This window comes from Paraburkholderia sp. Cpub6 (assembly GCF_014201065.1).
In the GTDB taxonomy this organism is placed as follows: domain Bacteria; phylum Pseudomonadota; class Gammaproteobacteria; order Burkholderiales; family Burkholderiaceae; genus Paraburkholderia; species Paraburkholderia tuberum.
Map to the genome: position 1 here is coordinate 1 of NZ_JACHDM010000031.1, position 21069 is coordinate 21069.

At 59.6% G+C, this 21069-nt stretch carries 29 protein-coding genes; 10 read left to right on the forward strand and 19 right to left on the reverse strand.

The features are described 5' to 3' along the window. Nucleotides 1-158: 158 nt before the first annotated feature. The 3 genes from HDG33_RS31775 to HDG33_RS31780 form a co-directional block, all read right to left on the reverse strand. Nucleotides 159-308, reverse strand: coding sequence for a hypothetical protein (locus HDG33_RS31775; protein WP_184038737.1), 150 nt, complete (start codon nt 306-308; stop codon nt 159-161). 178 nt (nt 309-486) lie between these two features. Next, nucleotides 487-750 (reverse strand): hypothetical protein, encoded by a 264-nt coding sequence (locus HDG33_RS37040; RefSeq protein WP_260330651.1) that lies wholly within the window; start codon nt 748-750, stop codon nt 487-489. Nucleotides 751-828: 78 nt separating this feature from the next. Continuing rightward, complete coding sequence (locus tag HDG33_RS31780) at nt 829-1818, reverse strand: LysR family transcriptional regulator (protein WP_184038739.1); 990 nt, start codon at nt 1816-1818, stop codon at nt 829-831. Nucleotides 1819-2129: 311 nt separating this feature from the next. Here HDG33_RS31780 and HDG33_RS31785 point away from each other — a divergent pair, with 311 nt between their 5' ends. The 3 genes from HDG33_RS31785 to HDG33_RS31795 all read left to right on the forward strand — a co-directional run bounded on the left by HDG33_RS31785 (nt 2130) and on the right by HDG33_RS31795 (nt 5168). Next, nucleotides 2130-2519: a hypothetical protein gene (locus HDG33_RS31785; protein WP_184038749.1), complete on the forward strand. Its 390-nt coding sequence runs from the start codon at nt 2130-2132 to the stop codon at nt 2517-2519. A 646-nt stretch (nt 2520-3165) separates the two neighbouring features. Continuing rightward, nucleotides 3166-4122 (forward strand): hypothetical protein, encoded by a 957-nt coding sequence (locus HDG33_RS31790; RefSeq protein WP_184038752.1) that lies wholly within the window; start codon nt 3166-3168, stop codon nt 4120-4122. A gap of 398 nt (nt 4123-4520) precedes the next feature. Further along, nucleotides 4521-5168, forward strand: a complete 648-nt coding sequence (locus HDG33_RS31795; RefSeq protein ID WP_184038754.1) for a hypothetical protein — start codon at nt 4521-4523, stop codon at nt 5166-5168. A gap of 354 nt (nt 5169-5522) precedes the next feature. On the opposite strand, the gene HDG33_RS31800 is transcribed toward HDG33_RS31795, so the two are convergent. Together HDG33_RS31800 and HDG33_RS31805 are read right to left on the reverse strand one after the other, a co-directional pair. Beyond that, complete coding sequence (locus HDG33_RS31800) at nt 5523-6047, reverse strand: hypothetical protein (protein ID WP_184038757.1); 525 nt, start codon at nt 6045-6047, stop codon at nt 5523-5525. A 112-nt stretch (nt 6048-6159) separates the two neighbouring features. Then, nucleotides 6160-7053: a DUF72 domain-containing protein gene (locus tag HDG33_RS31805; protein WP_184038760.1), complete on the reverse strand. Its 894-nt coding sequence runs from the start codon at nt 7051-7053 to the stop codon at nt 6160-6162. Between the two features lie 75 nt (nt 7054-7128). On the opposite strand from HDG33_RS31805, the gene HDG33_RS31810 reads away from it, so the two are divergent. From HDG33_RS31810 to HDG33_RS31825, 4 genes are all read left to right on the forward strand, one after another. Further along, a complete protein-coding gene (locus tag HDG33_RS31810; RefSeq protein ID WP_184038762.1) occupies nt 7129-7362 on the forward strand; it encodes a hypothetical protein in 234 nt (77 codons plus the stop codon). Between the two features lie 31 nt (nt 7363-7393). Next, on the forward strand, nt 7394-7570 hold the full coding sequence (locus tag HDG33_RS31815) for a type II toxin-antitoxin system HicA family toxin (protein WP_184039023.1): 177 nt from the start codon (nt 7394-7396) through the stop codon (nt 7568-7570). Between the two features lie 57 nt (nt 7571-7627). Next, on the forward strand, nt 7628-8047 hold the full coding sequence (locus HDG33_RS31820; RefSeq protein WP_184038765.1) for a type II toxin-antitoxin system HicB family antitoxin: 420 nt from the start codon (nt 7628-7630) through the stop codon (nt 8045-8047). A gap of 155 nt (nt 8048-8202) precedes the next feature. Beyond that, complete coding sequence (locus HDG33_RS31825; RefSeq protein WP_184038767.1) at nt 8203-8964, forward strand: hypothetical protein; 762 nt, start codon at nt 8203-8205, stop codon at nt 8962-8964. Between the two features lie 76 nt (nt 8965-9040). Here HDG33_RS31825 and HDG33_RS31830 read toward each other — a convergent pair whose 3' ends face one another. The 6 genes from HDG33_RS31830 to HDG33_RS37765 are packed head-to-tail and all read right to left on the reverse strand — an operon-like array spanning nt 9041 to nt 11786. Continuing rightward, the gene (locus HDG33_RS31830) at nt 9041-9625 is read right to left on the reverse strand and encodes a lipase family protein (protein WP_184038769.1); all 585 of its coding nucleotides are present in this window, start codon (nt 9623-9625) and stop codon (nt 9041-9043) included. After that, on the reverse strand, nt 9622-10074 hold the full coding sequence (locus HDG33_RS31835; protein ID WP_184038772.1) for a hypothetical protein: 453 nt from the start codon (nt 10072-10074) through the stop codon (nt 9622-9624). The genes HDG33_RS31830 and HDG33_RS31835 overlap by 4 nt, the downstream gene beginning before the upstream one ends. 42 nt (nt 10075-10116) lie before the next feature. Then, complete coding sequence (locus HDG33_RS31840; RefSeq protein ID WP_184038774.1) at nt 10117-10332, reverse strand: hypothetical protein; 216 nt, start codon at nt 10330-10332, stop codon at nt 10117-10119. After that, nucleotides 10329-10910, reverse strand: a complete 582-nt coding sequence (locus tag HDG33_RS31845) for a hypothetical protein (RefSeq protein ID WP_184038777.1) — start codon at nt 10908-10910, stop codon at nt 10329-10331. Before HDG33_RS31845 ends, HDG33_RS31840 begins: the two co-directional genes overlap by 4 nt. Nucleotides 10911-10962: 52 nt before the next feature. After that, nucleotides 10963-11433 (reverse strand): glycoside hydrolase family protein, encoded by a 471-nt coding sequence (locus HDG33_RS38495; RefSeq protein ID WP_184038781.1) that lies wholly within the window; start codon nt 11431-11433, stop codon nt 10963-10965. Nucleotides 11434-11435: 2 nt separating this feature from the next. Next, complete coding sequence (locus HDG33_RS37765) at nt 11436-11786, reverse strand: hypothetical protein (RefSeq protein ID WP_260330653.1); 351 nt, start codon at nt 11784-11786, stop codon at nt 11436-11438. A 183-nt stretch (nt 11787-11969) separates the two neighbouring features. On the opposite strand from HDG33_RS37765, the gene HDG33_RS31860 reads away from it, so the two are divergent. From HDG33_RS31860 to HDG33_RS31870, 3 genes are all read left to right on the forward strand, one after another. Further along, nucleotides 11970-12254 (forward strand): XRE family transcriptional regulator, encoded by a 285-nt coding sequence (locus HDG33_RS31860; protein ID WP_184038784.1) that lies wholly within the window; start codon nt 11970-11972, stop codon nt 12252-12254. A 2-nt stretch (nt 12255-12256) separates the two neighbouring features. Beyond that, nucleotides 12257-12964, forward strand: coding sequence for a hypothetical protein (locus HDG33_RS31865; protein WP_184038788.1), 708 nt, complete (start codon nt 12257-12259; stop codon nt 12962-12964). A 72-nt stretch (nt 12965-13036) separates the two neighbouring features. Further along, nucleotides 13037-14059, forward strand: coding sequence for an acyltransferase (locus HDG33_RS31870; RefSeq protein ID WP_184038791.1), 1023 nt, complete (start codon nt 13037-13039; stop codon nt 14057-14059). Here the strand turns inward: HDG33_RS31870 and HDG33_RS31875 are convergent. The 8 genes from HDG33_RS31875 to HDG33_RS31910 are packed head-to-tail and all read right to left on the reverse strand — an operon-like array spanning nt 14049 to nt 21054. Then, the gene (locus HDG33_RS31875; RefSeq protein ID WP_184038793.1) at nt 14049-14561 is read right to left on the reverse strand and encodes a DUF4376 domain-containing protein; all 513 of its coding nucleotides are present in this window, start codon (nt 14559-14561) and stop codon (nt 14049-14051) included. The genes HDG33_RS31870 and HDG33_RS31875 overlap by 11 nt on opposite strands. 12 nt (nt 14562-14573) lie before the next feature. Continuing rightward, nucleotides 14574-15557 carry a hypothetical protein gene (locus HDG33_RS31880; RefSeq protein WP_184038796.1) on the reverse strand — a complete coding sequence of 328 codons (984 nt, stop codon included), beginning with the start codon at nt 15555-15557 and terminating at the stop codon, nt 14574-14576. A gap of 8 nt (nt 15558-15565) precedes the next feature. Then, nucleotides 15566-16162, reverse strand: coding sequence for a YmfQ family protein (locus HDG33_RS31885; RefSeq protein ID WP_184038799.1), 597 nt, complete (start codon nt 16160-16162; stop codon nt 15566-15568). Between the two features lie 6 nt (nt 16163-16168). After that, the gene (locus HDG33_RS31890) at nt 16169-17332 is read right to left on the reverse strand and encodes a baseplate J/gp47 family protein (protein ID WP_184038802.1); all 1164 of its coding nucleotides are present in this window, start codon (nt 17330-17332) and stop codon (nt 16169-16171) included. Nucleotide 17333: 1 nt separating this feature from the next. Beyond that, nucleotides 17334-17780, reverse strand: coding sequence for a phage GP46 family protein (locus HDG33_RS31895; protein ID WP_184038805.1), 447 nt, complete (start codon nt 17778-17780; stop codon nt 17334-17336). A gap of 3 nt (nt 17781-17783) precedes the next feature. Next, a complete protein-coding gene (locus HDG33_RS31900; protein WP_311548402.1) occupies nt 17784-18347 on the reverse strand; it encodes a phage baseplate assembly protein V in 564 nt (187 codons plus the stop codon). Beyond that, on the reverse strand, nt 18347-19498 hold the full coding sequence (locus HDG33_RS31905; RefSeq protein WP_184038808.1) for a phage baseplate assembly protein: 1152 nt from the start codon (nt 19496-19498) through the stop codon (nt 18347-18349). The genes HDG33_RS31900 and HDG33_RS31905 overlap by 1 nt, the downstream gene beginning before the upstream one ends. After that, nucleotides 19498-21054: a phage tail tip lysozyme gene (locus tag HDG33_RS31910; protein WP_184038810.1), complete on the reverse strand. Its 1557-nt coding sequence runs from the start codon at nt 21052-21054 to the stop codon at nt 19498-19500. Before HDG33_RS31910 ends, HDG33_RS31905 begins: the two co-directional genes overlap by 1 nt. Nucleotides 21055-21069: the final 15 nt, after the last annotated feature.

A 21069-nucleotide genomic window follows, 5' to 3' on the forward strand; every position in this document is an offset into this window, starting at 1 on the left:
TGACCTGAGCGCGGCCGCTGCGGCCAAGCGTGTTGCCCAGCCTGGTCGCGAGCAGAAGTCCAGCGATGCCGCCGCCGACGATGACGATCCGGGTGGTCTGGCGCGTTGTCAAATATCTCTCCTGCATGATCTCCTACTCCCTTTCGCGCTTTACAATACTAGGCAGCATAGTTATCAAGGTTCACCGCCCACGCCAACGACAATAAACTGTACGGTTTAGGTATGGAGAGATCGCAGCATTGAGAGTCGTAGGCCAGCGGCTTGGACGGGATGCTCATCGACATGGCTTGTTCGTGCGTGATCGTCATCGGGGCGAGTCTCCACCTCAGAAATTCAGCCCGATCGCGACCGCTTGTGTATCGATGAGAACGGGTGAATGAAGTGCGCGGTGAGTCTACGTCCAGTACTTGAAACTGGTCACGCTTCGCTCGTAGCCAGTCATGCTACGGCGCTCGCGTCGAATGCGCACGGGAGAGTTGTATTCTTCTAGCATTTGCGTGGCGGGCGGCCTTGCGTCGGGACATGCCCCTTCCATTCGGAACGGTCGGCGACGGGAACAGCAGGCGAGGGCTCGGCGTTCTCTGGACTCTCTGCGGCCAGGCATTCGAGCGGCAATTGCGCATTCGCACCGACGACGAGAATGGCCTGCATCAGACCGGGGGTTTGAGACTCACACATTGCGGCAATTGCCACAATACACGCGGCAACGACATAGCTTGCCCGAATGCGAGGTAGTCTGATCGTGTGCATCTTGCGTTCTCCATCACGCGCGAAAGAAAGTCACACAGCGCGTTTTTAATTGACCAACGACGATAAATGTCTGACGGTTCAGGTTGTATTGCGTACATCAGAAAGGCCCGAAGCCAAACAAATCTGCGCAACGCGATTGAGCGCTTCACTGGCGGACACGCTCCCGAAACTGCTATCGAGCGTTTCCCTCAGGGGCGACGTCATAAAGTCGACGTAGGTTTTGATCTTCGCGTCGATATGATGTCTACATGAATAGACAACGAACACTCTCGTGCGTTGAAGACGACACTCAGGGAATAACTGAATGAGCTTTCCATTCTGGATGTCGTCAATCACGCAATGGACCGACAATGCCGCGATGCCTGCGCCTGCCAGCGTCGCGAGACGGGTCGCCTCGGTGTCGTTGATGACGAACTGGCTGCCCGCTTCAGGTTCCGCGGACCTGACGAGGCTCAACCCGATGGGATGGTCGTCGGGTTTGGCGTTGAAGGGGATCGGCGTCAGCGCATGATCTTCGAGGTCGCTCGCTCTTTCGATCCGATGCGTCTGAAGAAAGGCGGGCGCGGCCACCAGTACACGTTCGCATTGCCAGATCAGCTTGCATACGTTGCGCGAGTCGGGCAGCGTCGGCGCGGACACGATGGAGACGTCCACCTCGTCTGCGATCAGGTTCGCCATACGCGGCAGGAACTTAAGATGCACTGAAACGGCAGGAAAACGCCTGCGATATTCGATGATCGAGTGCGTCAACTGTCCGAGGCCGAGATCGGTTACGCAGTGAACGCGGAGTTTTCCGCGCGCGCGGGTGTGGGCGTCGCGTGCTTCGGCTTCGGCATCGTCGAGGTCGGCCAGGATCCTCTTGCACTTCTGGTAGTAGCGCTTGCCGGGTTCCGTCAGCGATACCCGACGTGTCGTGCGTTGCAGGAGCCGCGCCTGCAGCTGGTCTTCGAGTGACAAGACGGCACGCGATACGTTCCCCTTGCTGCAACTCATATGCTCCGCAACGACGCCGAAGCTTCCCGCCTCGACTACTCGGGAGAAGAAGCGCATGCTCATGAACTTGTCCATGGAACCGTTCACCTCGTGCTGTCTGATTCGGGTCGCTCTTCAGCGGAATGAGACTTTCCCGCTTGGAAGAACGATAGACCGAGGCGAACGATTGAACCATCCCTACATTGGGATCGTCGCTTAATCCATGTGGTCAGCCGGCGATACGTTGGTATAGGTGTCGATCTTGCTGCGCAGACTGTCGCCAGCCAGCGGCATTTCGCCGGCTCGGTAGCCTGTCGCGTCGAACAGGTCAGTCATGGCAGAGAGAGGATATCAATGCCACCGCGCCTTTCCGACCATGCGGCGCGTTTATCAACCGAGGATCAAACATGACTGTCAAACACTACGTCATTGCCTTGCAACAGGCGTTCGTGACTGGAGAAGGGCTCGCAGAAGTCGGCACGGTCATTTCGTCGCATAGCGAGCGTTGCGGAACAGCGGGCTCGCGTCGACGCGGAGCGCAACGACCTCGTCGGCTCATGCGACGTTCATTGTGTTGCATCGACCGGTTGAATCCGCCGCCCCATACCCGCCTGACCGGCACCGATGCTCGAATGACGGCTCAGGCTGAAGACGAGTCCATAGACGAAGGCGCAGTATGGTCGTTCCACTCCGAAACCTGCCGTTGGAACCGCGACGACCCGACCGTCGGCAATGGATCGGCAAAGAGCATTCGCTTTCCTCAGCGTCAGCGACTCGCGGCCGACGAGTTTGACTGATTTCGAATCACCGCGATGGTCGATGAGCCACCTCGTGAAAAGAAGGAACGGTCACAATACTTCGGAGGCCGACGTCCAACTTCCTCCGATCGCGATCGGACCGGTTCGGCTAGGTGCGCGTTGATCACTCCGGCTGGTTGTTGCGCCGCCCTGTAACGAAATGTAAATTGGGCAGGCGATTTTCAAACCGATTAACTTCCAGACGGAAGTTTTATGGTTTCCTTCACATTTCCCCGCGCGATGAAATCCCACAAACCCTTGTGGCGGAAGGCAGCCGGAGTCGAACCGACCCGAGAGCGTCTGACGCCCTCAACTGGGTTTGAAGACCGATACACCTGTCGATGCATACAGCCTTTTGGCAGGGTTTCACGGTGTTATAAGGGTTTGCGGGCGGTCGAAATGCTGTACATGCGAACAGTATTCACCGTTTTACGGCAGAAAAACCCACACGGAAATTTGGGCATCCGCATTTCGTGGGTGATGCCGACATACTCTGCTGCATAGCGGAAATTGGAGGCTGACTACGCGTTGCTCGGCGGACGCATTTCTGCGACCCATACCCGACCGTCGTTGAACAAGAAAGTGGGCATCGCTAGTTTCGACTAACCTTAATTGCAGCAATCGGAGAAAGATTATGGCGGATAGAATGCTTGCCTCCACGTTTTTTCGCGGCGATCCTGCTTTGCAAGCGTCACTTGTTCATGATGCCGCCCATATTCTGGAGGGCGCCCACGGAACGCACGTCGCAAAAATTCAATTGGCACTGTCCATCTTGGACCAGGCGAATATTGATCTTAGCGAACTGCGAGCTAGGTTCTACGGCCGTTCGACCTCCACCGCTGTTTTGGCGTTCAAACAGAAACGCAAGATCATCAACTACTCCTACCAAACACAAGCGGACAACATCGTTGGCAAGATGACAATGGCAACGTTGGACCAGGAAATGCTCGCGTGGGAACACCGGCGGGTCCGGAGTTCCTCGTATTACTGTGGAGACCCGGTTCAAGCTGGAACGGCTTCAAGAGCCCTTACCATTGCAGCGGGAACGACCCCCATCGTTTTGCCGGGGAACTTGGACATTCTGTGGCAACCGTCAAGGGGAGCAGGCAGAAGCAGCGGTCAAGTCTTGAGGTACTTAATCAAGGCCATAGGCCTGTTAAAACCGTTGGGAATAAACATCGTAAGCAGTGTGGCGTCTCCTCCCGACGCCGAATTTCCGTACGATTCTCCCGTTGATCCAGACTTTGATCCGGACTGTCAGCAGGTGCGCAGAGCGGCCGAGAAGATGAGACCAGGATGTCGTGGTGTCTTGCGCGTTATTGCATGTCCGTTCCCGAAAATAGCAAACCCCATCTTCGGAGCAACAAAATCGGGCTTAAAGGTCGACGGTGTCGTAGTTCAACCATTCGTACTGGTCAATACCGCAGCCTTTCGAACTGACGAATGCACGTTTATACATGAGATGATTCATGCCGCCAATTTAAAACTGCTCGACAAGGATCACGATCCAGACAAGAAAAGTATTTTTGCAACTGGAAATGCCAGAAGTGTGCTTAAGCCAGAGCATGCAGCCAACTTCAACAGTGCATTTTTTCGAAGATGAGCAGCACGTCCGATAACGGTCTCGCCTCTGTCGCCAGGCTGGCGAAACCCAGCCAGTCCAATCCTTTGGCATCCGGTATTTGAGCTGTGAAGGGGAGAAGCTTACGAAACCGCTGAACAAAGACCCGAGCGCACTGAACGTCAGCAATATGGAACCAATCTCGATCGTCGAGAAATGGCCGGCTGCCGCCAGACGCGGTCGGCCGGACCCGACCCGTCACCGTCGTTCGAAAACAAGTCTTCGTACGACCGTTTTCGAGTGTGCTGCGGCCGTTCGCGTCGTGATCTCCATCCGTTTGCGCAGATCAACGCTGCGGTGGGAAAAATTCGGAAGTTTTCCTGGCCGTTGCCTATCCTCCGATGTGAGCGATCGATACGGTAACGTACACGAGAAAGACCATGAAAACCACAATCGCACTTCTACTCGCCGCCGCCGTGCTTGCCGGGTGCCAGACCGCCACGCAGCAACGAGCAAGTCATATGTCGGAAGTCCTCAAACAGACTGTCGCGCAAAGGAAGGCTTGCGCTGCCGAGGCGTACAACAGCCCTCAGGCGGCACCGATACGCGCTCGACTCCCGATGGACCCAGCTGACGCGACGCTGGCACAGCTAAATAGCACCGACCATGCGTCACCGGACGAGATTAAATCCCTGTACGCAGTTCACGACATGATCCAGCCGTGCCGCAAGGCAACTGCGGACGAGCTGATGACGGTAACGCCTACGGTAGTTCCTATCCTGCTGGACAGTTATCAGGAAAGCGATACGGCTGTGCTGTCGCTGATTAACCAGCAAACGACGTGGGGGCAATACCTTCAGGATCAGCAGCGCGAGGAAAACATCGGTAAAGCCAAGCTGATCGCCGAATTGAATCGTATCCAAAGCGATCTACAGCAGTCGTATCAGGCCGAGATGCAGCAGCGCGCGCAGGCCGCACAGGCGATGGCAAATTACCTACAGACACAACAGGCTATCAACGCGATAAATCGGCCCGTGTACACGAACTGCACGAGCTTCGGCAACACGACCAACTGTCTGACGCACTGACATGGCCGAAAGCGGGAACGTCCGTTGTATGGACGCACCTGACGCTCAAATGTCCACCCGAGAACTCGATCGAATGGCCGGAGATGGCCGGGTTCCGACTCATGCACTTTGCATACGCAGCTTCAACCTCGCTAGGCTGCGATCGGCAGCACGCGACCGAGGGTGTGTCAAAACGTGCGGCTTCAACGTCGTGTGCGAAAGTCGACCCATCAGAATGCTCTGTATCGGCCTGGCGCCACTTCGGGAGGGGTAAAGTGACACCCGCAAACCGGGCAATTTCGAGTTTTGACACACCCTCGACCCGTAGCTGTCGTTCGCATCGCTTGAAAGCAGACAATCGCCTGGGGCAGTTGGTCAGACATATCCAACCATAACGTCGTTTTTAGCCTCTATTGCCTTTATAACGCCCGCCGATATTTCATCGTGGGTTAGCCAGCGCGACGATTCGCCGCCATCCTTGACAGTGCCCAGCAACACGGCGTTGTAACGGCAACCCGCTTGGCCCGCATCAAATCGACGTTGCTCGACCTTTGCCAGGGCATCGCCAACACCACTTCCGTGCACGTCAATGATGCGACAGTTCGATCCGCGCGCCATATCGAGCATACTGAGCCTCGCATCGTAGCCGGACCGGTGCATCCACAACAGGATAAGATCGACCGGGCAAAGATCGAATACTGGTTTCACTTTGTCGAGAAACGTTGTGGTCATGGTCCAGTCCGCCGATATGTAATTGACTCTAGGCAGACCCAATCGTGTTCGAGCACCTTCGCCATTCCGGGAAACTAATGTCAGGCGTGATGCATGATCAGACAAGTAACGGCTTGCCTTCTCGAGCATGCCGGTACCGCCAACGACGAGAGCGTGCTCGAATTCCATAGCAAATGGCCCCTCGGTCAGTAGTTTTCTACGGAAACGCGGTCAATTGTCGACGATCTACGAGCCATTGTCGAACGGCAGCTCATGGCCGAACTGCGCCTTCCACGCCCTGCTATTTCGCGGCTTCGAACAGCCGCATGATCGTTCCTGCGTTGCGCTGCGCCACATCGCGATAGCAGTTGTTGAACAGGACGTGCGTGCGCGCCACGCGCTTCGCGATCGCCTCGATCGGTGGCGCAAGTTCGCGCAGTTCGTCATCGCTGTATTCGTAGTTGAATCGCTCGGCCGCCGACTCGGCCCCGCTCCAAGTCGACGCGTTGCGACCATGCAGTCGCACGATCGCAAGCTCAGGTGACGTCGTCTCCCAGACCGTATGTGAGCGCTTCGCCACCCCCTCTGGCGCATCGACGATCACGTGAGCGATCCCGCGCTCCCGCTCCATCGCAAGCGTCGACTCGCGGTGCTTCTCGTTGAACCAGCTTTCATGCCGGAATTCGAACGCGGTGAGGAACGGGTGCATGCGCTCGGCGCAGTGTTCGACGTGCTCAAGCGCCTTGGGTGCGGCGGTCACCCAATGCGGAAACTGAAACAGCACCGAACCGAGCTTGCCGGCGACGTGCAGCGGTTGCAGCGCTTCGAAAAAGCGAGCCCATAGCTCATCAAGCACGGCCGGCGGCAGGTCCTTGTAATAGAGATTCTTCTTGTCCGTCTTCGGCAGTTCGGCCTGCAGATCCTTCGGGAAAAACTTTGGCTCGGTCTGATGGCCGGTAAAAAGGCGAAACGCCTTCATGTCGAAGACGAACGTCGGCGGCGTGCGCTCGACCCACAGCACACTATTGCTGGCGCTGGGCATTGCGTAATAGGAGGAATCGACCTCGACAATGGGGAAGACGCCAGCGTAATACCGCAAGCGCGCCTCGGCGCTGGTGCAGCCGGGCGGATAGAAAGCGCCCGACTCGATCAGTGTCTTGTCAGTCCACGACGCAGTGCCCACGAGAATCGACATGCCCGTCTCCGCTCCGATACCGGGAACGGTCATTCTGCCATGTCATATACTGTATATCCATACAGGATTCAAGCCATGGCAAACCTCGACCCGTACGGCACGCCACGCCCATGCGTCGGCTGCGAACACTTCGCTCAATGGCTAGCCGACGGCTCCCATGTCCTCTGCACGTACGGCGATCGGAAACAGATTCAGGCGCAGCCGGAGCATGGGTGCGTGCACTGGGTGCGCGCGATCGGCGCCGATGACGAAGATCCACCTCCGAAAAGAATAAACAAAATCGTTGATATAAACAAAAAAGTTGATTAAGATACCTTCATGCTAACGACACGGAGGGATGGTGAAGACAGGTGAGTTCAAGCGGTGGCTGGCTCAACAGGGGGCGACTTTCAAGGAGGGAGCAGGACACACGAAGGTCTACCTGAACGGCAAGCAAACCATACTGTCGCGGCACCTCAGCAAGGAAATCAAAGAGGGAACCCGACAGGCGATCTTGAAGCAGCTAGGTCTGAAGTAAGGGGAGCCCCGCGAGGGGCTTTCCATGTGCCATCTCTCACCCGCAATGGAGTGCAACATGTTGAGGTATCCAGCTCGATTCGAGCCAGCAGAAGAAGGCGGTTTTGTGGTTACGTTTCGGGATATTCCCGAGGCCATTACCCAAGGCGATTTTATGGACGAGGCCCGGGCAGAGGCCGCCGACGCGCTGCTGACCGCGATGGACTTTTATTTTGAAGATAACCGGGTCGTACCGCCGCCCTCGGATCCAAGGAAGGGTGAGGAATTGGTTTCGCTGCCTGCCAGCGCATCAGCCAAAGTCCTTTTGCTGAACGCGATGATCGATAAAAAGGTGACGCCAGCCGAGCTTGCCAGGCGGCTCAATACCAGTCCGCAGACTGTGACTCGGATTATGGATATTGGACACTCAACCAAGATCGATACGATTGCTGAGGCCCTGGAGGCGCTGGGCAAGCGTCTTGAGATCGGGGTTGTGTGATTGCTTAGGGACGGCAGTTCAGCAATGCACCGCTCTAACTAATCGCGACGTCTGGTCATGGGCTTGTTTCAGGGCGGCAAAGGAGCGCATCACTGCCGAAAATGCGAGCACTGTTCTCCACACCTACTTTACTTGAGGAAACTCGGGGGCGTTAGATGAAAACATACGCGCCGGTCGGAAGGTGCATTTACTGCGGGTCAGACGTCAAACTGACGAAGGAACACGTTATTCCTGCCGGGCTGCTCGGTAACATGACCTTGCCACAGTCAAGCTGCGTAAAGTGCGCCCAGATCACCAGTAACTGCGAAAGACACCTGTTGCGTGGAGTTTGGGCTCTATTTCGCCACAACAAAGGTATTGGTTCTAAACGACACAAAGAAACGGATTTCTCGGCGCTTTTTATTGAGGCCGTTCGCGCAGGAGTAGTCCGCAAGCTAACCGGAGAAGAAGCCCAACTGCCGAGTGCTTTTATATCACTCTCGCTGCCAACGCCGACATTAATCTCTGGCGAGCCAGTCGGCGGCACGTGGCCTGAGATGGCCGTAAACCTGCACCAATTCAAAGACGAAATCCAATTGCAGGGTCCCTCGATCGAACAACTGAGGATTCGCTACGGACTCTCTCCCAAGCACTTCTGCGCGTTGATGGCGAAAATCGCATACAGCTACGCTGTCGCCCAATGCGGCCTTGACGGTTTCATTCCGATCGTACAGGGATTGTGCTTACTTAAAGACAACGACCCGGCGTGGCGATACGTTGGAAGAGAATGGACGACACTGATGTGGCCGTCGGAGATGGACGCGGCCATGCATAAGCTCAAACTTAGGAGAGAGTCCGGATTTGTGATTGTCACGGTGCAACTCTTTGCACCATTCGGCTTCCCTCCGTATGCCGTAGTCGTTGGCCCCGTTCTGTGAACCTCGAACTGGACTGACGCGCCGTCAATGACCGGCTGACGAGGGTATCGGAAGCCCGTGACAGGTGCCGAGAATACTACTCTTTAAGTGCCGCAATCACGCGCGTAAGCTTGTGATCCTCGAGGTTGGGGATCGACAAAATCGGCCTTCCGATGTGCGTCAGAAGAGCAGCGTGATTCCACCCGAGCGGAACGTCGGGCACCAAGTCGTTCCCGTTCTTATAGAGCTTGACCGGAACCTTGGCGAGTAACGTCCTGATGGTAAGGTCCGGGCTGACGCGCGGCGGCTCGAAGCCATAGACACCGACGGGCGGCTTGCCTGCGACGGCCAGCGCCGCGCCACCGAGGATCGCGATCGCCGCCCCGAGCGAATGGCCGACCAGCGTCACCGGCTGGCTGCCGATAGCCACCAGCACGGAAATCGCGATCGCATCCCACGCTTGCCAGAAGCCGCGGTGGACGTCGCCCATGCCGGCGACCGCCACCGGCATGATGTCGAAGTCAGCGCCCCAGCAATCGAGGTTGTCGGTCCCCGGAAACGCGACGACGAGCCCTGCCGCAGTCCGCCGCACGATGGCGCGCGAGGCGCTATCCGCGATACCGATGTCGGGCCTCGCGGTGTACGCCTCTTGCGCCAGCAGCGCGAAGTCGCGCGGCGTCATTGCAGCGGTGCGCCGGCGAGCGGTGTCGACGCGGCGGTCGGCGCCATCGCGCCATAGACCTGCACCCCGATCGCCAGCGTCGTGTTGACGAGTGTCAGGATGCCGCCTACCTGCTGGACCTGCGCCACCGTCAGACCCGGAATCGAGGCGAGCGCCTTGATTGCGGCAGGCAGAACGGTGTCGGACAGCGTCTGCACCGTGGCCGGATCGATCGCGGCGTTGGCGACGCACAGCGCCTTGACGCCGTCGATCGCGGCGTCGACCTTCGGGTTGAGCGCATACAGTGCGGTCACGTCATCAGTGACCGGATCGAACACCGCGCAGGCCTTCTTCACCTGCCCGTTGATGGTCGTTGCAACGGTGGCCACCTTCGCCTGTTGAGCGGTCGTGCAGGCGCTGAGAGCGATGGACGCGACAAGGCCTGCCGCGAGCAGCATGAGCTTTTTCATTTCGGGACTTCCTTCAGAGGTGCCGCGAGCGCGGCGGGAGGATTACTGCTGAGCGGCGGCCTGAGCGGCCTGCTTTGCGGCGTTGCGAGCCGCGAACCAGTTGTATGCGGCGTGAATCGCCATCACGACTGCACCAGCGATGAGGCCGGACAGATTGGCCGGCGGCGCACCGTGAAAGCCATTCATAGCCCAGTCGACCGTGGGGATGATGTCGGCGGCCGACACGGTGAGGCCGCCGCTGATGATTGCTCGATTCATGAATGCTCCTTCGATTGACTGACGAGCTCGTCAGGGGTGAACACGAACCCGGCCTTGCGCGGGTACGCCTGAAACACGAACGTCGGCCACGTGCGGTGGTGAATGCCGTGCGCCGGCGATCGGTGGAACTTCACGTCGAGCGGCAGCATGTTCGCCATCCCGTCGACGAAGGTCGACGGATCCACCGGGTCGAATGCATGCCAGTCAAAGCCGCGCAGCTCGGCTAGGCGGCAGATGAGCCAGATCAGCGATTGCTCAGCAGGAAAGGTCTCGCCGCTAGGCTGGTCGGTGATCGGGTCGAGCACCGGAATCTCGGTGATCTCGCCCGTCGCGATCGCTTTGACGATCGTCCAGTCGACGGCGTCGGCGTCGGCCCATTCGCAAAACAGGTGGTGGTACTCCGGCGACGGCTGGCCGCTCACCGCGCAGCGCAGCCCTGCTTTGTGGCCGGCCTGCTTCGTGTGCCTGAAGGTCGACGACTCGGTGCGCGGCTCGGCGTGGTCCGGGTAGTACTCCAGCTCGACGTCCGTCACCTTCACAAGGTGTTCGTGCGGGACTGCGGGTAGTTGTTGTGTCATGTCCGTAAACGAAAGAAGCCGCCCGAAGGCGGCCCATTGATAGGGGTAGCAACTAGCTCGGCATCACGCCGGTTTCCATCGCCCTGCATAGGCGAACGCCGCGCGCGCCGACCTGGCCGAACCACTTCGAGTTGCGCATGCCCGCAGCGGCGACGCTATACGAGCCACGCTGCATGGCCGCGAGCGTGTTTTTGAAGCCGAGCAGGCCGGTGCCTGCGGTCGCGCTGCCGATACCGAGGTTGAAGCACATATTCGCGATGACGCGCTGACGTACTTCGTCCATCTCGCGCCACGATGGCATCGCCTTGTCGAGCTTCGCGAGCGTCGTCGACACGTCGCGGTCGAGCAGCTGTTTCACTTGGGCATCGATGAGCGGGAATGACCATGCGGACGGCAGTGGCGAGACGTCCATGTTGTGGCCGACGCCGATGGTCCGTTTCGGCGGATTTGCAGTGTCAAGGTACGGCGAATACCGAACGCCCTCGTCTCGACGAAGCTCCGTCTCGAATAGCGTGAGGATCATGGTCAGTCCAGAGTCGGCCACTTGCCGTGAGCAAGGGCCCAGAGAATTCCGCCAACGGTCAGAAAAGGGCCGAGATAGATCGCCGCACTGCGAAGGAGCCGCGCCATACGCGCGAAGAACGTCGCGCTCTGCCCTGCCCGGTTGAATATCTCGACGAGCGCCTGTGTGTTCGTTTCGATGCGACGCGATCGCTCATCGGCTGCCTTCGTCAGCTCGGTGTTCTCGCTGATCGAGTCATGGACGCCCGCAAAGCGGCGGTCCATCTGTTCCTGCATGTCGATGAATCGCTGGTCGACCATGGCGAACCTTTCGTCGTTGGTGAGCTGTTGCTCTTCCTGAGTTGGATGGTTCAAATTGGCCCCGGAAATGAAAAAGCCGCTCGAGGCGGCTGATGGTCAAATCGTCGTTGTTTGCTGCTTGACTACTAGCCCCAATAGGGCTATCTTCATATCCATAGGGAAACGCATTCGCGAGTCCCGTTTATCCCGAAAGGACGATCATGAAGCTCACATTTCGCGCGCGCCGCGTGCCCGGCTATGCCAATTCACTACAAGCATCCTCCCGCGCAAAGCCTTGCCGATCTGAAGAAGGAACTTGGCCGCACGGGCAAGGAAATGGCGGATCTCTGTTGGCTTGCGGGCGATCAGCATTGGCGCAAGTACACCAATCCTCGCGAGCCTCGGCCAATGAGCGCGCAAATGCTCTTCACCATGATGGCGCAGCTCGAATTGGACGAAGCAACCCTAGAGCGTATCTACGCAAGGATGCGCCAGGCAGGAGCCGAATTCCGACCGGCGCAGGATGGCGAGCAGCAGCCGTAGCCATGTCTCTCGGATGCGTCGCCGCTGGCGCGCATGCCGAATCGTTCTTTCATGCTGAAGCGGGTCTTGGCGCCACGAATTTCACGGCGATGGGCGATGGCATGTATTACCAGCAGGGCTTTAGCCATCATCTGAAGCTCCGTGTTCCCGCTGGCCGCATTGGCATAGGCGTCACGTCGATTCCGTACACGCGCGGCTCATGGCTGCCGGGCGTCGATGTCAACCTGAGCTACATGTATTTCGGGACCGCCTCTATCCGCGGCGACGCTGTTCCAGACGCCGCCGACTACGCCAATGGAGTCGGCGGCTATAACCCGAAAACGAAGTCCTGCAATGGCGAATGTGGGCCAATGCGCTACTTCGACACGGGGGGATCGCTGCAGGCTATCGCGCTGACGCTAGAGCCGTACTATGAGTTCGGCAACTGGCGATTCAGCATCGAGGGCGGCCCGGCGGTGTTCAAGGGAACGTGGACCAGCAAGATGACCGTCGAGTCAGCCACAAGCCCATGGGGACCGCGAGGCTCGGTCGAATCGCTGAGCCATGACGCAAAGCCCCAGCTTACGTGGACTGCCGGCGCATCGGTCGCGTACAAGCGTGTGACGTTGCGCTACACGTATATCTCGACGCCGTCGAAGAACGTCAGCAACAGTAACGTGCCGCTCGGATTCAGGGCGGCGCATATGGTTACGCTTGGCTATCGTTGGTGAAAATGACTAACCACGATACGGGAGTCTCCTGTGACCGCATCAGGTATCATTCGCGGCCCTAGAAGGCTCACCATGAGACACGACAACAACTTCGATTTTCTGCGCGTGGCTGCCGCGCTCGCGGTGCTGATCAGTCATGTTCGCCCACTGCACGACAACACCTTCCCGCTAGGGGATCTGGGTGCGGTGGGCGTATTCGCCTTTTTCTCCATGAGCGGCTATCTCGTCAGCGCGAGTTGGGAGCGCGACCCGCATGCCGGGCGCTTTCTGTCTCGGCGAGCCCTACGGATCTTTCCTGGGCTCGCGGCGGCCATCGCCTTTGCGGCGTTTGTCGTGGGGCCGCTCGTCACGAACCTGAGCTTCGGAGATTACATCCGCAGCCCGCTCCTGCTGCAGTACTGCCGGTCCATCCTCCTGTATCCGATGAGCTTTTCGCTGCCGGGCGTCTTTGCGGACAATCCCTTCAGGGACAACGTCAACGGCTCGCTCTGGACGCTGCCGATGGAAGTGTTCCTGTACGGCTCGGTCATGGCGATAAGCCTGACCCTGCGCAGCAGTCAGGCTAGAATTGCCGCGCTGGCGAGCCTGCTTGCGCTCTGCTATGGGCTGGAAATCCGCCAGGCGTCGGGTATTGTCCTGACGATGCCCACGCAGGAACTCTACCGGTGCGCGAGCAGTTTCATCGTGGGCGCGCTGTTGTGGCAGCTTCGAGACGATTTCCGGCTGCCCGACTGGTCATGGATGCCCATCGTCGTCTTCCTGCTGGCCGTGCATGCCACCGCGGTCGAAGTCTGGAGCCTGATCCTGCTGGTTCCGCTTGCCACGGTCTCATTCGCGAACGCCTCCTATGGCTTCATCCGACGCGCCGGGCGCTTCGGCGATGTGTCGTATGGCCTGTATGTCTATGCCTTCCTGATCCAGCAGACGCTGATGCACTATTTCCCGTCTATCGGCGTCAACAGGTTTTTCGTGTGGTCGGCGGCGCTGTCGGCTATGGCGGGATTCGCTTCCTGGCACCTGATCGAGAAGCGAGCCATCAAACTCAAGGGCACGCTCAGCCGCCGGGTTTCGTCTGCCGCAGCCGCTACCAGTTGACTGCCTGAACCGCGGCTACGGTCGTGGCCGCCGAAATCTGCGTCTTGAGCGTCGTGCGCTTCTGGAACGCCGTCCATCCTTGAGCGAGGATCGCCGTATAAAGACCTTGCAGATCAGCCAGGGTGAAGGCGACCTGCGTGTTATCTGCGGACTTCCAGTAGAAGCCGGAGGGCGTTGCGCCTGCAATCTGATAGCCCTGAGTGGCCTGCATCAGGATGGTCTGGCTGTCCGCATCCGCCTGAAACGTCTCAGTGACGCCGGCCGCAGTCTTGAACGTGACGCTTTGCTGCACGGCCGACGCATAGGTCGAATCGATCACGGCGTTTTGCGCAGCCTGCGCTCCGGTTAGCGTCGACGCGGGATTCACGAAGGCCTGATAACGCGCATCTGTCGCATCGATTGCACCTTGGTTCGGAAATGCAGTCGCATCCTGCGGGCAACCAAAAACTGCGACCACCTTTGTCTTGGTCGAGTCCGAAAATTGAACGTAGACAGTACTCATCACTTATCCTTCTTAGAATCGATACGCGGTCACGTATACGTAGTAAGTCACTGACACTGCATTGGAATTGCCGATGTTGTAATACACCGTTTGTGGAGTCGGGGTCAGCAACTCTGCGAATGCCCCCCCAACCTGGGCGCTCGGACCGGTTTCGCTCGCATATAGCCACTGGCCACCGTTACCAAGTGCGTCGGTCAGATTGATCAGCGGCGCGCACGATGTCGCCGTCGTGAACGACATCTGGAGTCGTCCGTCAATTGCGCAGGCGTTACGGGGGACAGCGCCAGAAATCGAAAGGGCGGTCGTTCCAATCGAAGTGGAACTGGTAGGCAGGGTCAGCGCGGTATAGGGCTGGATGGCGATCTTGCGGTCACGCTGGCTACCGAGCACGAACTGACTGCTTGCGTTCGTCGGCCACACGCTCACCAGCGCGCTCGCCGCGTAGCCGGCAGGCATGTTGGCGCCGCCGTACACGCTGGGCGCAACGGTTGACGTTGCATTAGTCGCGAGTAGCGCCGTGGCACCTGTCGTCGGATTGGAGATCGCGTAGAGCGCGACATAACCCGATGCGGGCGCGCTGCCAGTGTCCATACCACCGGCGCCGGTTGTGGCGAGGTTGATGGTCTTGCTGAAGCTTGCGAGGACGTACTTTTGCCCGCCCAGTGCAGAGCCGACGACGATCTCATCAGCCGTGAGCGTCGCTGTTGCGCTTGCGGCTGCAACAGTCATAGCCACGTTGCGAGCCGAACCGATGACCGGCGAATACATCTTCTGCAGCGCGCTATTCACCTGGTTGTAGGTGGTCTTGGAGCGCGTGATGCCGGCCGCAGCGAGAATCGAGCAAAGCTCTTCCTGAATCATGTTGAGCCACGATCCGCGCACGTTCGTCGCGGGCGTGCCGGCGGTCGGATTTCCTTCGGTGAAATAGCCTTCCGTGCCGGCCGCCTCAGGCGTGGGCAGCGAGGTTGCTGCGGTAGCGTCGTCGATACGAAACATGTGACCTCTTATGCGTATGCAAAGATTGGAATGGTGTGCGCAGGCATAACCGCCTTGATCTCGCACTCGAGTACGCTGTTGCCCCACGCTGCGAGCGGATCTCCTGCAGCCATTGCCCCAGCCACGGCGCGCACCACCGTATTCAGTGGTGCAGTGATCTTCCAGGCGAAATTCCAGTCGTACCCGCAGCAGGGATCGCCGGCCTTCAACATGCCCGCGCGCGCCTGTGTGTACTGCGTGATCGTGACGCTGTAGCCGAGGTTCGCCGCGAACGCCGTCAGGCTTGCGATAGTGGGCCCACCCACTCCAACGAATCGCGCAACCACCTGCGCCTGACGCTGCGTGATCGTCGGCGCCGTACCGGCGCATGGATCTGGCAGGCCAAGCGTCGATTCCCACTCGGGCAGCAGCTCGTATGTCGTTGCCGGGAATGCATCGACGAGCAGATAGTTCGCCCGTGCCGTCGCACGCTCATAGCTTGGCGCCAGACCGGAGAGAACCTGTGTCTGCACCGCATCGTCCGCGCGCGGCCAGATACGACCTCGCGGCATGAGACCCTGCATCGCCCTCAGAAAATCAGCGGCGATTAAACTCGGTGCGCGCATGGGACCTCAGACATAGTTCACCGTTGCGAGCACGGGCAACTGCCCGAACCCACTGGCGATATTCCCCGGATAGGTCGTCGTCGTTGTGCCGACGACGCCTTGAATAAGCGTGATCAGAAAGCCGCTCGTGCCCGACACGGATCGAATCGCCGCCGAGATGTCGTCGCGGTTGATCGTGCCCGCGCGAGGATCGCCGTTGCGGAACAGCACGTCGGCGATCGCGGCCGAGATCGCGGCTCGCGTCGCTGTCGTAGTCGACATAAGTCCTGACAGCGTGATCGTCAGATTGTTAGCGATCGGCGAGCACGAATAGACCAGCGCGGTAACCGGTTGCTTCGCGACGATATAGTCGGCAACGACCAGCTGGTCCCCGGTGGCGACATTGCCGCGTGGGAGGCCTCCCGGCCCCTTATCGTTCTGCGAGACGCCGTTCGCTCCCTGCGGGAACCCGCCATGCGTCGATTCGGCGTTGTCCCACATCGTATAGACTACGACTGTCCCAGCACCGAAATTGTTGGGTGCGCACCACGCGCGCGTGACACCCGCCACTTCGAGCGCCCATTCGACGTAATCGTCGGTATCGCCGCCCTGCGGCGTGCCTTGGTACGCGTCGAGCATCCGGCTCCGCAGATCATCGTTGTCCTCGATGTCTGCGCCGGATTGCAGCGTCGCCGTGATCGTGCCGCCCTGCTGGATACCGTCGACCGCGAGGCTCAACGAAACGGCCGTGCCGGCGTCGGCGTTGCCAGCGGAGCCAGCGTCATCAGCCACGATCGTGACGGACACATAGCCGGTGCCGTCCACCGTACCAGTGGTCGACGTCGTATAGGTCGTCCCGTCGCCTCGTGCGAGCGCGGTGCCCGAGCTGAGCACCTTGCCGGTCGTCCCAAGGAACTGCGCGGTCAGCTGCGCCGACGTCGCGGCCTTCCGATAGACGCCTTTCAGCGCCGCCCACCCTTCAAGGTATTCGTCCTCGGCGGTGAAGGGAACGGCCATCCGTGCGACCCAGTCGAGATAGCCGAACTGCAGATTGCACATACCCGCCTGAATCTTGCCGATGATCTTCAGGACGGCGAAGCGCAGAAGCGCATCGGCACCCTGAAGCGCGGACGAAATGTCGGCCGCCACCTCGGCTAGCAAGGTGGAAAGCGTCTTTCTTTGAAATGGCATGTCAGGAGAGCTGTTGCCAGGCCCACGCATACGTCATCGAAATCTGCGAGCCCGTCGGTTGATAGAGCGTGATCTGCACGCCTAGAAACGTGTCGCGCACCCACTGCGTCTGCACATCGATACTCGCGACGACGCCATCGTCAGCGAGCCACTGAAGCGCCTCGTTGACATAGTCGCGCGCATGATTCAGCACTTCCTGCGTTTGCTTCGACCGGTCGAGCAGCCAGAGCCGCGAGCCGATCGGCTTGTCTTCGCCGATGTCGCCCCACCAGCCGCGCGGGTCGCCCGTTCCATCTGTAATCACATCGTCTGGATTCGCCTGGCGATCGGTGAAGATGCTGACGAGCACTGCGGTCTGCAGATCATTCCCGGTGACGAGCACCGGAGCGATAAACTGCCAGTCGCCGCGGCTGTTGTCGACGTCCCAGATGACGGAGATGTCGGACATGCGTTACTCCTGTTGCGTCGGCGGCTGCGTGTTGATCGTGCTACCGCCTGTCTGGACGTCGTTGATAGGGTGCACGTGCGAATTTGCGACTTCGCGCATGCCGGCAACCGTCCGCGTGTTCGTCTCGTAGTTGTCCAGGATGTCGCCCTTGCATTTCAGCAGCGGCGTGTCCGCGATGACTTCCGGCGCGTTTGTCAGCGTGATCGGGTTACCGCCGCCGTTCACGACGATTCCGGACGCTGAGAGATAGACCGACTGCCCTTTGTTGTCGTGGATCGCTATCTCGCCCGACGCAAGTGCTGTCATCCGATATTTCGCGTTCGACGTGGCAATCACAAAGCCGTCGTTACGGTCGCCGTTCTTGAAGGCGATCAGCGACTGCGATCCGGCCGGCGGGTTCGACGTGAAGCCGTACTCTGCGTAGCGCGGCACATCCGGGATCAGCTCGAGCGGGTTCAGCCTCACCTGCAACGTCTGCACGCCCTTCGTGTCGTCAACGAGCGCGATCGTGCCGCGCGCCATCAACAGCAGAATTCGGCGCGCAAGCCTGTTCAGTTGGTCAAGCACTATTGCTCCGTGGGTGTTTGCGTTGATTCATCCATCGGAAGCACGTCGAGCGCAATCGGCTCAGGCAGGAAGCCCTGGCGCGGCCCGAAGACAAGCTCGGCGTGCGTGCCCTTCTCGCTCAGGATGAACGTCACCTCAGCGAGCAGAAGAATCGTGTTGTCCGGGACACCAGCCAAGGCGCCCGAGACCGGATAGTTGACGTTGACAAGCCAGGGCGAGCCGCTTGCGTCGCGCCAGTTATCCACCAGCACGCGCACGCGCCGCGCGCGGCCATATGCCCGCGAAGCCATCCAGTTGACGCGCTTCTCGATGAAACGCCTGTCTGTCGCGCTTTGTTCAGAGACGAAATATGTCGGCCGGGTTCGCCCTGGGTTCGCGGCTGTGCCCGTTGCCGCGACCGTAACGACCGGCAGGTTAGCTATGCTCTCATCGTCCGCGCCCATGCTATAGGCGCTCAGTACCGCGTTGTACGTGCTGAACGTTCCGAGCGTGCTCTTCGTGCAGACGATCGCTTCGATGTTGCTGCCGAGCGCGACGCCCGATCCACCAAGTTCGGTCCCGGCCTGCGAAATCGTCAGCTCGCCCTCTTCGCTCTCATAGACCAGCAGACCGCAGTAGCGCGCGTACCGCTCGATGACTTCCCACGCCGTCTCGGTAATGCTGACGATCTGCCGAGGAAGCGCCGGGAGCGCATCGAGAACTGCCTGCGTCCCGTTCGGCGGGACGAAGACGTCGACCGAATATGGCGTCGCTATGCTCGCGCACAGCGCCTTCAGCCCGGTGTTCGCATTGATCCGATCGATCCGGCACGAGCAGTCGACAAGATCGGCGAGCTTCCCGCGGCCCGAGATCGTGATGTCGTGCGATGTCGGCGTCAGGATCGTCTCGATGGTCTCGACATATCCAGCGAGCACGACGTCGCTGCCGATCGAAATCGTCACCGGCGCACCCTCGCGCGACACCAGCTTGAGTGTGTTCGCGTCAGCCGAGCACGTCAGCAGAAACGAAGATGTCGCGAACTCGATCGAGCGCGTGATCCGGACCGCCTTCCAGCCTGTCAGGAGCAATCCGTCCTGCGTCAGCAGCACGCGCACTTCATCGGTTCCGGGCGCAGCGCCAACAGCGTCGACAATGCGATCTGCATTCGGCATCAGAAATTACCAGGCGAGTAGGCGTATTGATCGCCAAGCGGGGCTTGCTGGCGGTCCGTTTTCAATTGCGTGTCGACGTTCGGAGACGACGTGACGTTCGTGCTCGTGCCAGGCGGCGGATTCTTGTGGACGATCTCGACCCGGACCTTGCCCGGCTCGCCGGTACCCTGACCAAGTTCCTCGTCCAATTGCCGTGCGATGCCGGCCCGGATGTTTGCCTCGCCGGGATCCTTCGGTCGCTCGTAAAGCGATGAAACCCGCGCGGCCGCCTCATCGGAGCGGTTGGTATCGAACAATGCGCGCCCGGCCGCAGCCTCGTTGTTCTGAAGCTCCCAGAGCGAATAGCCGAGTTGCTCTTCGTGGCTAGCAGATGCCAGCGGCCGCCCGAAGGTGCGCTGGTACAGGGCCTGCCTGTCTGGATGCCACTGAAAAAGCCCTACAGCATTCCCGTTGTCTCCGACGGCGCGTTCGTCAAGACGACTCTCGCGGCTCGCGTTAGCCACCATGCCGATCGCGCGCTCACGCGAGAGGCCATGGTTCATGTACCACTCGACATCGGACCGAGCCTGCTCAAGCTGCAGACCATTGCCGACCGACGTTTTCTCATTCAGTTGAGCCATCGTCGCGGGCCCATTGCCGCGCAACAGATTGCCGAAGCGCCCGAACCCGTCCCAAATCCTTTGTTCTGTGCTGTTCGCACCGTTCGGCTGTGGCTTTGGCCTGCCGCGGTTGCTCGCCGCGTCGAAAAAGAACTGAATCCCACTCAGCAACGAGTTGAGCGCCGGCTCGACGCCGCTCAGGACGGACGTTGTTAGGCGGTCATATGTGATGCCCAGCCTCGCTGACGCATCGGCGTACTCCTTCGCACGCTGGATGTCCTGCTCGTCCGGGACGTACGCCTTAGCGGTCGCGAGATCAGCGGCAACCTGAGCCGAGCCTCGATCCAGAAAGTCGACCAGCGATCCCGCGCCTGCAGCGTTCAGGAAGTTCTGTGCGCCGCCATACTTGCCTTGGCCGCGCAGCGTCTCCGCGTATGCTGCCAGCTTCGTAAGCACCGATTCAATCGACTCAAGCCTGTTCGGGTCCGTCGAGATGCCTGCCGCCTGGAAGCGCTTGAGCGCCTCAGGATTGCGGTTGTTGATTGCGTCGCTGTACGTCTGCCTTACCTGCTCGATGCCAGCGTTCGCCTGCTCGGGCGCGAGCCCCGCGAGGCGCCCGGCGTACTGCACGCCGAATGCCGATGTCGGCGACAGGCCGCTCCGTATCGCCAGATTGCTCATGGAGCGAACCGACGACGCCCATTGCGATTCGAGCTGGGCGATCTTGAACGTCAGCGCTGTGACGCCGCCTATGATGCCCGCTTTGCCGACGAAGCTCGCGATTTCCGAGATCGCGCCGCTGCTTGAGCCAAACCCTGCGGTGATCGAGCGACCGAGTCCGCTCAATTTTCCGCTGTTCGCCTGCGCTTGCAGCTTCGTCAGGCTGTTCGTCACCTTCGCAATCGGGCCCGACGCCTGATTCTTTGCGGTGATTGCGATGGAGATTTTGCTTGCCATTGAAGCCGCTCAAGG